The organism is Blautia sp. MSK.20.85, assembly GCF_013317245.1.
In the GTDB taxonomy this organism is placed as follows: domain Bacteria; phylum Bacillota; class Clostridia; order Lachnospirales; family Lachnospiraceae; genus Blautia_A.
Genome location: NZ_JAAIUN010000015.1, coordinates 16899 through 31775, shown reverse-complemented (window position 1 = coordinate 31775; position 14877 = coordinate 16899). Strand labels below are relative to the sequence as shown.

The window sequence follows — 14877 nt, the reverse complement described above, 5'->3', positions numbered from 1 at the left end:
GTACAGCATGAAAAAAACGATAAAGATTATCTGCGTGACTGCTGCCTGTATCTTTCTTGGGCTGATTGCCTATATCGGTTTTGCGGGAAGAAAAGAGAAAAATGCAGAACAGCAGTACAGCTTTTACTATATCAACAGTGAAGAAACAAAACTGAAAGAAGAAAAATATACACCGGAAAAAGAAACTGCAGAGGTGATGCTCCGGGATTTTTCGGAGAGCCTGAACAACTGCGAGACAAGGGAAGATGGAATTTCACTGTTTCCGGAAGGCGTAAAAATTTCTTCCTATTCTATAAAGGATGGAATTCTGCGTCTGGAATTTAACGAGGCCTACAGTAAGATGTCCCGCACCAGGGAACTTCTGGTCCGTACCGGCGTGGTGAAGATTTTCATCCAGATTCCGGGAATTGATTCTGTGGAAATCTATGTGGGAAAAAAGCCTCTCACGAATTCCAAAGGAGAAGAAGTCGGAGCCATGAACAGTGATACTTTTGTGGAGTTTTCCGGATCTGACGGGGACGTCTACAGCTATGACACTTTTACCCTGTATTTTACAAATAAGAACGGTGACAAGCTGGTAGAAGAACAGAGAAGTGTCCGTTACAGGCGGAATCTTCCAAAGGCAACCGTAGTACTGGAACAGCTGGCAAGGGGACCTCTGGAAAAAGATCATTATCCGACCATTCCGGAAAATTCCGAAGTGCTTTCTCTGACAAAAGCCAACGGAATCTGCTATGTAGATTACAATTCTGTATTTCAGGACTATGCGTTAAATGTTTCCGAACAGATTCCGATTTATTCTGTTGTAAATACACTGATTGCGGCAACGGATGTGGATAAAGTGGAGATTTCCATTGAGGGAAACAAAGAAGTCACTTTTGGCCAGAATATGCAGCTTTATAAGTTCTATGAATGGAATGACAGTCTGCTGGCCAGCACAAAAGCCAAAAAAGAACAAAACTGAATCATAATAAAATATCTACATAAACGGGAGAACATGTATGACAAAACGGCCATTATGTTTTCTGTGTTTTCTCATGGTGCTTGGTTTAGGTATTATGAATTTTGCGGGGATTCCTCTTCTTGGGGGGAATCCCCTTCCTGTAACCGTACAGGACTGGATCGAAGCACATCCTGGCTCTGTGATCTGCGGGGAGGTGGAGCAGTATGAAAACACAGAATTCTCCCAGTCTGTTTATCTGAAAAAAACATATCTGATTTATCAGTCAAAAAAATTTTCCATTGAAAATGTAAGAGTATTTTTGAAAAAAGAAGAAGACCTGAAACCGGGAATGAAAATTCTGGTAAAAGGAACCTTAAAAAGAGTGGAGGAACCCTCAAATCCCGGTGGCTTTGACAGTCAGCATTACTATGCCTGCCGTCATATCTATTATTTTATGAAGAAAGCTGTGGTCCGGAAAAAAACAGAATCCTATTCCGGATACAGACAGCAGCTTTTTAAGGTAAAAGAAAAATGCAGGCAGATTCTTACGGAATCGGCAGGAGAAGACGCGCCACTTTTCTGCGCGATGGTGCTTGGGGACAAACAGGATCTGGATCCGGAAATGCGGATGCGATATCAGCTGGCCGGGATTGTACATATTCTTGCCATCAGCGGGCTTCACATCAGCATTCTGGGAATGGGGCTTTATAACCTTCTGAAAAAAATCGGTCTTGGAATCTGGCCTGCGGGAATTTTTTCGCTGGGGGTAATGCTGCAGTACGGGATCATGACCGGAGGGAGTATTTCCACCATGCGGGCGGTGACCATGTTTCTCATTGCCATGGGCGCCAGGATCACTGGACGGATTTATGACATGATGACTGCGCTTTCGGTAACAGCTATGATGATTCTTCTGGAATCCCCGGCGTATCTTCTGGACAGCGGTTTTCTTCTGTCCTTTGGCTGTGTTCTTGGGATCGGTGTTGCAGCGGAAAAAATCTGTGCTCTTGCAGGTGCGGAGAAAAAATGGACGAAGGCACTGGTAAGTTCCATAGCCCTTCAGCTGGTGACACTGCCCGTGATGTTGAAATTTTTTGGAGAAGTATCCCTTGCCGGATTTTTTCTGAATCTTCTGGTGCTTCCCAGCGTGGGCTTTGTGTTGACAGGAGGAATGGCGGCACTGTTGCTTGGGATTTTCTGTATTCCTGCTGCAAAACTGGCAATTTTGCCGGCAAGAGGATTGCTGCTTTTTTATGAATATCTATGTAGCCTTGCAGGAAAATTAAGGTGGAGCACCTGGATCGGAGGGGAACCGGAAATCTGGCAGATTCTGGTATATTATGTTTTTTTGATTACAATCCTGTTTATGGGACAGTATATAAAAGAACCGATGAGGCGGGAACAGGAAGCGGGTATGAAATCAGAGTTATCCAGCCGGGATAAAAGAATCCCGGGAAAGATCCAAAGGAAACTCCGGACAGTCCGGGCAGCAGCCGGCGCATTGATGATAACAGGAATTCTGATCCTCGGGTTTCATCCGGCAGGAGACCTGAAAGTGACCTGCCTGGATGTGGGGCAGGGAGATGGCATCCTTGTAGAGACTCCGGATAATCACCATTTTCTTATTGACGGAGGAAGCAGCAGCCAGTCGGACCTTGGAAGATACTGCCTTCTGCCGGCTCTGAAAAGTCAGGGGATTTCTTATTTGGACGGGCTTTTTATTTCCCATACAGACAAGGATCATATCAGCGGGGCGAAGGAACTTCTGGAATATATGGGAAATGGACTCACGACCATCCGGGCAGGATATCTGGTGCTTCCTTCATGGGCGGAAAAGCCGGAGGCCTGGGAGGAACTCTCGGATGCGGCACAAAAAGCCGGAATAAAAATTGTGACAGGAAAAAAGGGAGATGAGCTGCATTGTGGTCTGGTATCTTTTTCCATCTTGTGGCCGGAGAAAAACGCCACAGGAAAAGATGTGAATGAGGAGGCAATGGTGATGGAACTCTCGTTTGGAGAATTTCAGATGCTTTTTACCGGGGATATCGGAGCAGACACGGAGAAAAAGCTTCTGGCGTCCGGGATATTAAAGGATGTGGACTGTCTGAAAGTGGGACATCATGGTTCCCGTTATTCTACCACGGAAGCGTTTCTTGAAAAAATAAAGCCGGAACTGGCGATCATTTCCTGTTCTTCCACCAACACTTACGGGCATCCGTCGCCGGAAACCGTAGAGCGTCTGGAAGCGGCCGGAAGCCAGGTGGAATATACCATGAAAAACGGTGCCATTACTGTGGAAACCGATGGAAAAAAGCTTAAGATATATAGGTTTCGGAGGGACTGAAAAATTTTTTCAAAAACCGAAAAAAACAGGTGACTTTTGTACACACTTGTTGTAGAATAGTCAGGGTTTGTGCGAAAACGAAACATTGAAAACAGGCAACACAAGATAAGGAGTTTTTATTTATGAAATATGACGTACTGATCGTAGGAGCAGGTCCTGGAGGAATCTTTGCAGCCTATGAGCTGATGAATAATGATCCGGAGAAAAAGATCGCGGTTTTTGAAGCCGGCCATCCTCTGGAAAAAAGAAAATGTCCTATTGACGGAAAGAAAGTAAAATCTTGTATCCACTGTAAAACATGTGCGATCATGAAAGGATTTGGCGGTGCAGGCGCTTTCTCCGATGGAAAATATAATATCACCAATCAGTTTGGCGGAACGCTGTATCAGCATATTGGCAAGGATACAGCCACAGAACTGATGGAATATGTAGATAAACTGAATCTGATGCATGGTGGAGAGGGAACCAAGCTTTATTCCACCACAAACAGTGAGATCCGTAAGCTCTGTCTTCAGAACGGCCTGCATCTTCTGGATGCATCTGTCCGCCACCTGGGAACGGATATCAACTATGTAGTACTTCAGAATCTCTATGAAAAGATGAAAGCCCATGTAGATTTCTATTTTGACGCGTCCGTTGACAAAGTGGAGAAAACAGAAGACGGCTATGCAGTTGTTGTAGGTGATGAGCGTTACGAGGGAACTTACTGCATCATCTCCGCGGGACGAAGCGGAAGTAAATGGATGGAGACTGTATGTACAGATCTTAAGATCCCCACACTTTCCAACCGTGTGGATATCGGTGTCCGTGTGGAGCTTCCGGCAGAGGTGTTCAGCCGTCTGACCGATGAGCTTTACGAGAGCAAGATCGTTTACAGAACCGAGAAGTTTGAGGATATGGTCCGTACTTTCTGTATGAACCCGAGAGGTGTTGTGGTTAATGAGAACACCAATGGAATCATCACAGTAAACGGCCACAGCTATGAAGATCCTGCAAAACACACTAACAATACAAACTTTGCGCTTCTGGTATCCAAACATTTCTCAGAGCCGTTCCATGACAGCAACGGATATGGTGAGAGCATCGCAAGACTTTCCAACATGCTTGGCGGTGGTGTTATGGTACAGCGTTTCGGAGATCTGATCCGTGGAAGACGAAGCACAAAAGCACGTATTGAGGAGAGCTTCGTAACACCGACTCTTTCCGCAACACCGGGAGACTTAAGCCTTGTTATGCCGAAGCGTATCCTGGATGGAATCATCGAGATGATCTATGCTCTGGATAAGATCGCACCTGGAACAGCAGATGACGATACTCTGCTTTATGGTGTTGAGGTTAAATTCTACAACATGGAAGTTGAGATCGATGAGAATCTGGAAACCTGCCACAAAGGTCTCTTTGTTATCGGAGACTGCAGCGGTGTGACACATTCTCTTTCCCATGCATCCGCCAGCGGTATCTATGTAGCCAGATACCTTGAGCAGGAGTACTTCAGTAAATAATATGAGCGGCCCTTTTCTGCTGTCACAGTGATGGCGGAAAGGGGCTGCTTTTATGTTGTAGGAAATCACTGTACCATAAATAAAAAACATAAATCATATAAAACCATGCATAATGTGCATGAATATTGAAAGGAGTATGTTGAAAATAACTGACAGATGCAGGGGAAGCACCATGATTCGTCCGACAGCAATCTTGACAATTTTGTGATTTTGTGGTAAAAAAATAAGTAACCAGGTAAAATCGAATATGTACAAATGTTATGGCAATAAGGTTGCGTCCAGTCGGATGTGCAAAAGAGAATCCGGTGAGAATCCGGAACGATACCGTCACTGTGAACGGGGAGCTGTTTTTAAATACCACTGGGAAACCGGGAAGGGAAAGCAGTGTGGAACCAAGTCAGGAGAACTGCCTTATTGTGAGATCCAGGATTCGCGGTCTACGAATCTGTATTCTCAATAACAATACAGAACTTCTTTTTATGTGTATTGCGAGAGAATCGTGTGTGAGCAGGCGGCCGCAGAAAGCAGCCGTTTTTTTGTACATATCAGTATTCTGGAAATACATGAAAAGAGGACGATAAGAAATGAAAAGAAAAACAATGTTAGCTCTGATGCTCGCAGTTTCCATGACATGCTCTATGGGTGCAGCTACAACAGCAATGGCAGCAGATGATTCCGCTACAGAAGAGAGCGCAGATGAGAGTACTGAGGCAGCTGATACCACAGAGGCTTCTGATGAAGACCAGAAAGCAGCTGACAATGTAGCAGCTCTGATCGACAAGATCTATGTTCAGGAGAGAACTGACACAACAGATGAGGACTGCAAGGCAGCCAAAGAAGCATGGGATGCTCTGACAGACGCTCAGAAAGAACTGGTAGAGGGCGAGAACGCTGATCCGGATTACTTCGGACGTGACACAGGAGACGCTTCCAAAGACGATCCACGTAACCAGGATGAGATCGGTGAGAACGAGCTTCTGGTAGTAAGCTTTGGTACTTCCTTCAATGACAGCCGTGCAGAGGATGTCAAAGGAATCGAGGATGCTCTTGCAGAAGCTTATCCGGACTGGTCTGTAAGAAGAGCATTTACAGCACAGATCATCATCAACCATGTAGAGGCAAGAGATGATGAAGTGATCGATAACATGCAGCAGGCTCTTGACCGTGCAGTAGAGAATGGTGTTAAGAATCTGGTTGTACAGCCTACTCATCTGATGCATGGTGCTGAGTACGATGAGATGACAGAAGCGATCAATGGCTATAAAGATAAATTCGAGTCTGTAGCTATCGCAGAGCCAATGCTCGGTGAGGTTGGAGACGATGCAACCGTGATCAACGATGACAAGAAAGCCGTTGCTCAGGCAATCACAGATGAGGCTTGCAAAGAAGCCGGATTTGACAGCATGGATGCAGCAGCTGAGGCTGGCACAGCATTCGTATTCATGGGACATGGAACATCTCATACAGCTAACATTACATACGATCAGATGCAGACACAGATGGAAAACCTTGGATTCAAGAACGCATTCATCGGTACTGTAGAGGGTAAACCGGAAGATACAGCCTGCGACAAGGTTATCGAGAAGGTAAAAGAGGCAGGATACAAGAACGTTGTTCTTCGTCCGCTGATGGTTGTTGCCGGAGACCATGCAAACAACGATATGGCCGGTGATGATGAGGATTCCTGGAAGAGCCAGTTTGTAGCATCCGGAAACTTCGAGAATGTTGATACACAGATCGCAGGTCTTGGACGTATCGAGGCTGTTGAGCAGCTTTATGTAGATCATACAAAAGCAGCTATCGACTCCATCGGAAGCACAGATGAGTCCGCAGATTCTGACGCAGCAGCAGATACAGAGGCTGATTCCGCTGAGGATTCCGCAGAATAATAAATATGAAACGATCTGAGTGAGCTCAGATACCTATAAGAAATCCATGTAACTGCCCGGAAAGATCAGGAAGACTGTCTTCCGGGCAGATTGCTGTATCTATGGAAGGGAGAAGATTATTATGAAAAAACGTTATGTAAACTTAATCCTTGCAATGGTAAGTGCATCAGCCATGGCCCTTGGCTCTGTGCCTGCAATGGCTGCAACAGATTCCGCAAAAACCGAATCTGCCCAAAACGATTCCAAAGAGGATGCAGAAGCTTCCAATGAGAAAGAGGCAGACGCAGCCAAGACAGATACCCTGGAAGATGGTGTTTATACAGCAGAGTTTGACACAGACAGCAGTATGTTCCATGTAAATGAGGCCAATGACGAAAAAGGAGAGCTTACGGTCAAAGATGGCAAGATGACCATCCATGTAAGCCTGGTTTCCAAGAAGATCGTAAATCTGTTTGCAGGAACTGCAGAAGATGCACAGAAGGATGGCGCCGAGATCATTGAACCTACCACAGATACAGTAAAATACAGCGACGGTTATACAGAGGAAGTTTACGGGTTTGATATCCCGGTACCTGCCATTGATGAGGAATTTGATGTGGCACTTCTGGGAGAAAAAGGTAAATGGTATGACCATAAAGTCAGCGTCAAAGATCCTGTAAAGACAGGTGATGTGGAAGAAACAACTGATGATACAGACAAAAAAGAAGACTCCTCCGACAAGGAGACTGCAGAAAAAGCAGATGCTTCCAAAGATGAGAAAACTTCCGATGACAAGAAATCTGAGGGAAAAAAGCTGGAAGATCTGAAACTGGAAGACGGAACTTATGAGTTCGATGTAACCCTCACAGGCGGAACCGGAAGAGCAACGGTAGAATCTCCGGCCAAAGTAGAGATCAAAGACAAAGAAGCTACAGCAATCATCATCTGGAGCAGCCCGAATTACGATTACATGATCGTGGATGGCGAAAAATATGAGCCGGTGAACAAAGACGGAAATTCCACATTTGAGATTCCGGTGACTGTTTTTGACACAGAGATGGAAGTGACTGCAGATACTGTAGCCATGAGTACTCCTCACGAGATCGACTACACCTTGAACTTTGATTCTTCAAGCATGAAAAAGGAAGAAAAATGAAAAAAATAATTTCATACATATTTCTGACATTGACGCTTGTGCTGGGCTGCGCGTTTGCCGTGCAGGCCGCAGAGACAGAACATAAGCCTGCGGATATTCCGGGTCTTACTTTTGATCACAGCATGGAACTTTCCTATGCAAAGGAATTCAATGTGGATTACTACAACGATGGCTATACACTGATCACTATCGATCAGGAAGGGCAGTTTCTTGTGGTTCCCGAGGGAAAAGAAGCGCCGGAGGGACTGGACTCTGATATTGCGGTCCTAAAACAGCCGTTAAACAATATTTATCTGGTGGCAACCTCAGCCATGGATCTTTTCCGGGCCATTGACGGGATCGACAGTATCAAACTTTCCGGAACCAAGGAAGATGGATGGTATATCCAGGAAGCCAAAGACGCCATGGAGCAGAAAAAGATGATCTATGCCGGCAAGTACAGTGCGCCGGATTATGAGCTGATTCTGAACGAAGGCTGTGACCTTGCCATTGAATCCACCATGATCCATCACAATCCGGAAGTCCAGGAGAAACTGGAACAGTTCGGGATCCCTGTAATGGTGGAACGTTCCAGCTATGAAAGCCATCCCCTTGGAAGAACTGAGTGGATGAAACTTTATGCAGTCCTTCTTGGAAAAGAAGATGTGGCAGAAAAAGTTTTCAAAGAGCAGACAGACAAACTGGATAATGTGCTTACAGCAGATAAAACAGATAAGACCGTAGCGTTCTTTTATATCAACTCCGTAGGCGCGGTAAATGTAAGAAAAAGCGGCGACTATGTTTCAGAGATGATCTCCCTTGCAGGTGGAAATTACGTTCCGGAAGATACGGGAGAGAGTGACAATGCCCTTTCCACCATGAACATGCAGATGGAAGAATTCTATGCCAAGGCAAAAGATGCGGATTATATCATCTACAACAGTACCATTGACGGAGAGCTTCAGACCATCGATGAACTTCTTTCCAAAAGCGAGCTCCTTGCGGATTTCAAGGCAGTGAAGAACGGAAATGTCTGGTGCACAGGCAAAAACCTTTTCCAGGAGACCACAGGACTTGGAACCATGATCGAGGATATCCATACCATGCTGACCACGGATGATGATTCCCTAGATAACCTGACTTACATGCACAAACTGAAATAAACGAAAATACGGCTTTACACGAATTACACCACAGAAGAGGAGTGTACCAGAAAAAATGAATGACAGAAAACGCGCGGTCCGATATGGGATCTCTTTTGTGATCCTTGCGGTACTTTTGATCTTTTTATTTATATGGAATGTAAATTCCGGAAGTATCCACCTCTCTGTGCAGGAGATCCTGAATATCATATTCCGGCATCAGGGAGATGAAACTTCTTATAATATTGTCTGGGAGATCCGTCTTCCAAGAATTCTGGCAGTTATCATCCTCGGCGGAGCACTTTCCGTTTCCGGATTTCTGCTTCAGACCTTTTTTAATAACCCTATCGCGGGACCTTTCGTGCTGGGAATTTCTTCCGGAGCCAAGCTGATTGTGGCTTTTCTGATGATCTTTCTTTTGAGCAGATCGGTATCCATCGGTTCCGGAGCCATGATCCTAGCTGCTTTTGCCGGTTCCATGATCTCCATGGGCTTTGTGCTTCTTGTGGCAAAAAAAGTCCACAACATGTCCATGCTGGTCATCAGTGGTGTTATGATCGGTTATATCTGCTCGGCCATCACGGACTTTGTGGTGACGTTTGCGGATGATTCCAACATCGTGAATCTCCACAACTGGTCACTGGGAAGTTTTTCCGGCATGACCTGGGGCAATGTACGGACTATGGCTGTGGTGGTATTTCTTACTATGGTGATTGTATTTTTTATGTCAAAACCCATCAGCGCCTATCAGCTGGGCGAGACTTACGCACAGAATATGGGAGTCAATATCAAAGTGTTCCGGATCCTTCTGATCCTGCTTTCCAGTATTCTTTCCGCCTGTGTGACCGCATTTGCAGGCCCGATCTCCTTTGTGGGAATCGCCGTGCCCCATATTGCAAAAAGTCTCTTAAAGACTGCAAAGCCGCTGCTTGTGATCCCGGCCTGTTTCCTGGGCGGTGCGGTGTTCTGTCTGTTCTGTGACCTGATCGCAAGAACCGTATTTGCGCCGACGGAGCTGAGCATCAGTTCTGTGACGGCAGTTTTCGGAGCACCGGTAGTTATCTATATCATGATTCGCAGACAGCAGAGGATATAAACCATGAAATCATATTTTTTTTATACGGATCAGCTGACCGTAGGGTATGACGGAAAACCGCTGATCAAAGAGATCAATATTCAGCTGAATAAAGGAGAAATCCTCACACTGATCGGTCCCAACGGCGCCGGAAAATCCACAATCCTGAAGAGTATCACAAGACAGCTTTCCCTGATCAGTGGAACCGTATATCTGGAACAGGAACAGATGAGCCGCATGACAAACAAAGAAGTTTCCAGGAAGCTGGCTGTAGTGCTTACTGAGCGCATGCGTCCGGAACTTATGACCTGTGAAGATGTGGTATCCACCGGACGTTATCCGTATACCGGAACTCTGGGAATCCTTTCCCCGGAGGATAAGAAAAAAGTGAAAAATGCCATGGAGATGGTTCATGCCTGGAATCTGAAAGACCGGGATTTCACAGCTATCAGTGACGGACAGCGTCAGCGTATTCTTCTGGCACGTGCCATCTGCCAGGAACCGGAGATCATCATTCTGGATGAACCGACATCTTTTCTGGATATCCGTCATAAACTGGAACTGCTTGCCATTCTGAAAAAAATGGTGCTGGAAAAACAGATGACTGTGATCATGTCCCTTCATGAGCTGGATCTTGCACAGAAAATTTCTGACCAGGTAATCTGTGTTCACGGAGATCACATCGAAAAATACGGTGCACCGGAGGAGATTTTTACCTCTGATTATATTCGAAAGCTTTATGGAATTACCCGGGGAAGTTATAACGCGGAATTTGGCTGCGTGGAAATGGAACCGCCGGCAGGAGAACCTCGGGTGTTTGTGATCGGTGGAAACGGAAGCGGAATTCCGGTGTACCGGAAACTGCAACGCCAGGGAATTCCTTTTGCAACGGGAGTTCTCCATACCAACGACGCAGATTATCAGGTGGCAAAAGAACTGGCCGCCAGAGTGATCACGGAGAAACCATTTGAATGCATTTCCCAGGAGTCTTTTCAGGGAGCATTGGAAATCATGGAAAAATGCAGAGAAGTTTACTGCCCGCTGAAAGATTTCGGGACCATGAATAAAAAAAATCTGGAATTATTTAAAAAAGCAGAAAAATCCGGAAAATTAAAACAGATCTAAACAGAAAGCCGCTGTCAAAAGCGGCTTTTTCATATAATATAAATTACAAATATGATCGTATCTGTGATATAATATGAACGACAAATCATGAAACGGTCATGTTCATGAACACATGGTAAAGCAGAAGGTGAATGTTCGCTTTACACTGTAAAAATGTAAACAGATACAGCCAATTTATAAGAAATATATCAGGAGGGAAAGTTCAATGAAAAAAAGAAATATGATCGCAGCCCTGCTTTGCAGCGCATGCCTTGTGGCAGGAAGCGTAAATCCTGTATTTGCGGATGCAACCAAGGTTGTAACACTTGGAGCAGATCTTTCCGATGCCCAGAAGCAGACAATGATGAAATATTTTAATGTAAGTGCAGATCAGGTTCAGATTTTAACTGTTACCAACCAGGATGAGCACAATCATCTGGATAATATTGCACCACAGGAGCAGATCGGTTCCCATACATTAAGCTGTGCTTATGTAAAACCAACCCAGTCCGGCGGAATTAAAGTCCGTACTGCCAACCTTAACTGGGTAACCGGTAATATGATCGCCACTTCTCTTTCCACATCCGGTGTCAAGAACTGTGAAGTCATTGCCGCATGCCCGATGGAAGTATCCGGAACCGGTGCACTGACAGGTATTCAGATGGCCTATGAGAAAGCCAGTGGAGAGAAACTGGATGCGACCAAGACCAAACTTGCCAACCAGGAGATCGTGACAACCGGAGAGCTTGCGGATAAGGTTGGTAAAGACCAGGCGACAACAGTAGTGAACCAGTCCAAGATGGACGTGATCCAGAACGATGTGCAGAATGCGGATGAGATCCAGAATATTGTTATCAATGTGGCGAACCAGAATAATATTTCAGTAAGCCAGGCTGACATTGATAAAATTGTTTCTCTGCTTCAGCAGATCGCTCAGCAGGGTTATAACTATGATGACGTGAAACAGACACTGGAACAGGTAGATGCCAATACAACAGGCGCAAGTACAACTTCTGCGGCAGAGACAGGGGATTCCATGGATGAAGAGAACCCGGATGATACCGTAGACGTGGATCAGAGTACCGAAGATGATGACGATATTATGAATAACGTAAATTCCGATGTGCTGGGAGATAATGTGATCGAAAGCTCCACAGAGGAGAACGATCAGGAAGAAGCGCCGGCGGAGGATTCTGCAGATAGCAGTGAGACAGAAATCCCGGATGCGACCGAGGACGGAACTTACACAGAGGAAGATTCCACAGAGGATACAGCAGAGGGAACTTCAGCAGATGAAACGGGAATCCCGGAGGCAACAGAGGAGAATACGGATTCTTCTGAGGAGTCCTCTGATCAGTCAGAGACTTCAGGTGCAGAAGCGGATGCTTCCCAGATTGACACTTCCGTACTCAGCGAAGAGAATAAGACATACTACGACAAGTTTGAACTCTTTGTAAAAGGAGAGTATGAAGGTGATGCGGATGCCCTTCTGGCAGCAACTGAGAATACGGAAGCTGTGGCAACAGTAACTCTGGACCAGCAGACAGCGAAGAGCGTTGCCGAGACTGTTGAGAAGCAGTATTATGATATCCTGAAAGACGGTACAGGATCTTATGTGGCAGACGGAACTGAGACATATCTCACACCGGAGCTGAACATGATGGATCAGAACCTCAAGAAACTTTTTGGAATTGAGATCACGGAAGAAAATTCAGATACTACAGATGAGGCTGCTGCTCTTCTTGCAGATGTAACAGAAGAAGATAAACAGACTCTTTATAAGGAGACGATGAAATATCTTGCAGGACTTTACGGTGAGAATACCGATACTTCTGAGGAAGAGTCAGCACAGTAAAGAGATTTTTGAACAGTTTCCATGATCAGGAAATAAAGCCTGCCGCCGCAGAGACTGGAATTTCAGTTTCTGCGGCGGCTTTTTGTGTGTTTTATATGAAGGATTTGGGGAAGCACTGGAAAAATATTTTCTTCTGTGCTAAAATTGACCATAAATCGGTTTTATGGAATTCATACACTGGAAACCGTTACAGGGAAATGAGAAAGGGAAAAGGTAGAATTTATGAGCCTGGCAGTAGTAACATTGAAAAAAGGCGAAGGCAGATTCCTGAAATCAGGAGGCCTCTGGGTATATGATAATGAGATCGCAACGATCATGGGAAGCTTCGTGAACGGAGATATTGTGCTGGTCCACGATTTTGACGGTTATCCGATGGGAAGAGGGTTTATCAACACCAATTCCAAGATTGCTGTGCGTATGCTCACCAGAGATGAGCACAGAGAGATCAATGAGGACTTTTTGAGGCAACGTGTCCGTGATGCCTGGGAATACCGCAAAAAAGTCGTAGACACCGGAAGCTGCCGCGTGATCTTCGGGGAGGCAGATTTTCTTCCTGGCCTTGTTGTGGATAAGTTTTCTGACGTGCTGGTAGTACAGTCTCTGGCACTTGGGATCGACCGCCTTAAGGGAACGATCATTGAGGCGCTGAAGGATATTCTTGCAGAGGACGGGATCCAGATCCGGGGTGTCTATGAGAGAAGTGATGCAAAGGTCCGCCGCCAGGAAGGAATGGAACTTACCAAGGGATTTATCGGAGAAGAATTTCCGACGATCGTTCAGATTGAAGAGAATGGTGTAAAATATGAAGTGGACATCAAGGACGGACAGAAGACCGGATTTTTCCTGGATCAGAAATACAACCGTCTGGCAATCCAGCGACTTTGCAAAAATGCGAAAGTGCTGGACTGCTTTACACATACCGGATCATTTGCACTGAATGCGGGAATTGCAGGAGCACAGAGTGTTCTGGGTGTGGATGCATCTGAAACTGCGGTAAATCAGGCAAGACGCAATGCAGAACTTAACGGACTGGACGGAACTGTGAAGTTTCTCTGTGAAGATGTATTTGAACTTCTCCCGGAACTTGAGGAGAAGGGAGAGAAATTTGATGTGGTGATCCTGGATCCTCCGGCATTTACGAAATCCAGAAGTTCCGTAAAAAATGCGGTAAAAGGTTATCGTGAGATCAACTTAAGAGCTATGCGTCTTGTAAAAGATGGCGGTTTTCTTGCAACCTGTTCCTGCTCTCACTTCATGACCTATGAGCTGTTTACACAGACGATCGGTCAGGCTGCGAAGAATGTACACAAGAGACTTCGCCAGGTAGAGTATCGTACACAGGCACCGGATCATCCGATCCTCTGGTCGGCAGATGAGTCCTATTATCTTAAATTCTACATTTTCCAGGTATGTAATGACCGGTAACAGCTTCGGCGCATTCTTTTTGAAGAGGCGGAAACAGTAATACCGGCAGTAAAAAGGAGATGCAGATTCTATGAGAGACAAATTTAACAAGTTTATGCAGGGACGCTACGGAGTGGATGAACTTTCCAGGTTTACCATGGGAGCCGCACTGGTGCTGATCATTCTGACTATGTTTATCACCATGTTCAACAGAAATCTGGGCAGTATTTTTGATTTTTTGGGAATTGCGGCGATCGTGTATGCGTATTTTCGTATTTTTTCCAGAAATATTCAGCAGCGTTATGCGGAGAACCAGAAATATCTTCAGATGACATCGAAGTTCCGGCTTCGTTTCAATAAAGAAAAAAATCTGATGAAACAAAGAAAAACGCACCATATTTACAGTTGCCCGGGCTGTGGACAGAAGGTCCGTATTCCCAGGGGGAAAGGCAAGATAGAGATCGAATGTCCGAAATGCCACACGAAATTCGTAAAGAGGAGCTGA

The 14877-nt window shown here is 45.4% G+C and carries 11 protein-coding genes and 1 riboswitch; all 11 genes read left to right on the top strand.

Annotation, left to right across the window (positions count from 1 at the left end; translation table 11 throughout):
* Positions 1-7: 7 nt before the first annotated feature.
* The 11 genes from G5B12_RS09830 (at position 8) to G5B12_RS09780 (ending at position 14877) form a co-directional block, all read left to right on the top strand.
* A complete protein-coding gene (locus tag G5B12_RS09830) occupies positions 8-964 on the top strand; it encodes a GerMN domain-containing protein (RefSeq protein ID WP_174088129.1) in 957 nt (318 codons plus the stop codon).
* Between the two features lie 37 nt (positions 965-1001).
* Positions 1002-3287 (top strand): DNA internalization-related competence protein ComEC/Rec2, encoded by a 2286-nt coding sequence (locus G5B12_RS09825; protein WP_174088128.1) that lies wholly within the window; start codon positions 1002-1004, stop codon positions 3285-3287.
* 122 nt (positions 3288-3409) lie between these two features.
* Positions 3410-4789 carry an NAD(P)/FAD-dependent oxidoreductase gene (locus G5B12_RS09820; RefSeq protein WP_118062696.1) on the top strand — a complete coding sequence of 460 codons (1380 nt, stop codon included), beginning with the start codon at positions 3410-3412 and terminating at the stop codon, positions 4787-4789.
* Between the two features lie 252 nt (positions 4790-5041).
* A riboswitch (cobalamin riboswitch) is annotated at positions 5042-5217 on the top strand.
* Between the two features lie 156 nt (positions 5218-5373).
* Complete coding sequence (locus G5B12_RS09815) at positions 5374-6678, top strand: sirohydrochlorin cobaltochelatase (protein ID WP_021977503.1); 1305 nt, start codon at positions 5374-5376, stop codon at positions 6676-6678.
* A 121-nt stretch (positions 6679-6799) separates the two neighbouring features.
* On the top strand, positions 6800-7813 hold the full coding sequence (locus G5B12_RS09810; protein ID WP_174088127.1) for a hypothetical protein: 1014 nt from the start codon (positions 6800-6802) through the stop codon (positions 7811-7813).
* Positions 7810-8955: an ABC transporter substrate-binding protein gene (locus tag G5B12_RS09805; RefSeq protein WP_118062693.1), complete on the top strand. Its 1146-nt coding sequence runs from the start codon at positions 7810-7812 to the stop codon at positions 8953-8955. The genes G5B12_RS09810 and G5B12_RS09805 overlap by 4 nt, the downstream gene beginning before the upstream one ends.
* Before the next feature lie 55 nt (positions 8956-9010).
* The gene (locus G5B12_RS09800) at positions 9011-10030 is read left to right on the top strand and encodes a FecCD family ABC transporter permease (RefSeq protein WP_118062692.1); all 1020 of its coding nucleotides are present in this window, start codon (positions 9011-9013) and stop codon (positions 10028-10030) included.
* Positions 10031-10033: 3 nt separating this feature from the next.
* Entirely contained in the window at positions 10034-11134 is a 1101-nt protein-coding gene (locus G5B12_RS09795) for an ABC transporter ATP-binding protein (protein WP_174088126.1), read from the top strand.
* A 205-nt stretch (positions 11135-11339) separates the two neighbouring features.
* A complete protein-coding gene (locus G5B12_RS09790) occupies positions 11340-12968 on the top strand; it encodes a DUF1002 domain-containing protein (RefSeq protein WP_174088125.1) in 1629 nt (542 codons plus the stop codon).
* Positions 12969-13190: 222 nt separating this feature from the next.
* Positions 13191-14393: a class I SAM-dependent rRNA methyltransferase gene (locus G5B12_RS09785; protein ID WP_021977497.1), complete on the top strand. Its 1203-nt coding sequence runs from the start codon at positions 13191-13193 to the stop codon at positions 14391-14393.
* Positions 14394-14463: 70 nt separating this feature from the next.
* The gene (locus tag G5B12_RS09780) at positions 14464-14877 is read left to right on the top strand and encodes a hypothetical protein (protein ID WP_021977496.1); all 414 of its coding nucleotides are present in this window, start codon (positions 14464-14466) and stop codon (positions 14875-14877) included.

Coding starts and splice junctions, on each gene's coding strand:
- G5B12_RS09820 (WP_118062696.1), top strand. CDS start 3,410: ATGAAATATGACGTACTGATCGTAGGAGCAGGTCCTGGAGGAATCTTT.
- G5B12_RS09800 (WP_118062692.1), top strand. CDS start 9,011: ATGAATGACAGAAAACGCGCGGTCCGATATGGGATCTCTTTTGTGATC.
- G5B12_RS09825 (WP_174088128.1), top strand. CDS start 1,002: ATGACAAAACGGCCATTATGTTTTCTGTGTTTTCTCATGGTGCTTGGT.
- G5B12_RS09810 (WP_174088127.1), top strand. CDS start 6,800: ATGAAAAAACGTTATGTAAACTTAATCCTTGCAATGGTAAGTGCATCA.
- G5B12_RS09795 (WP_174088126.1), top strand. CDS start 10,034: ATGAAATCATATTTTTTTTATACGGATCAGCTGACCGTAGGGTATGAC.
- G5B12_RS09830 (WP_174088129.1), top strand. CDS start 8: ATGAAAAAAACGATAAAGATTATCTGCGTGACTGCTGCCTGTATCTTT.
- G5B12_RS09780 (WP_021977496.1), top strand. CDS start 14,464: ATGAGAGACAAATTTAACAAGTTTATGCAGGGACGCTACGGAGTGGAT.
- G5B12_RS09805 (WP_118062693.1), top strand. CDS start 7,810: ATGAAAAAAATAATTTCATACATATTTCTGACATTGACGCTTGTGCTG.
- G5B12_RS09815 (WP_021977503.1), top strand. CDS start 5,374: ATGAAAAGAAAAACAATGTTAGCTCTGATGCTCGCAGTTTCCATGACA.
- G5B12_RS09785 (WP_021977497.1), top strand. CDS start 13,191: ATGAGCCTGGCAGTAGTAACATTGAAAAAAGGCGAAGGCAGATTCCTG.
- G5B12_RS09790 (WP_174088125.1), top strand. CDS start 11,340: ATGAAAAAAAGAAATATGATCGCAGCCCTGCTTTGCAGCGCATGCCTT.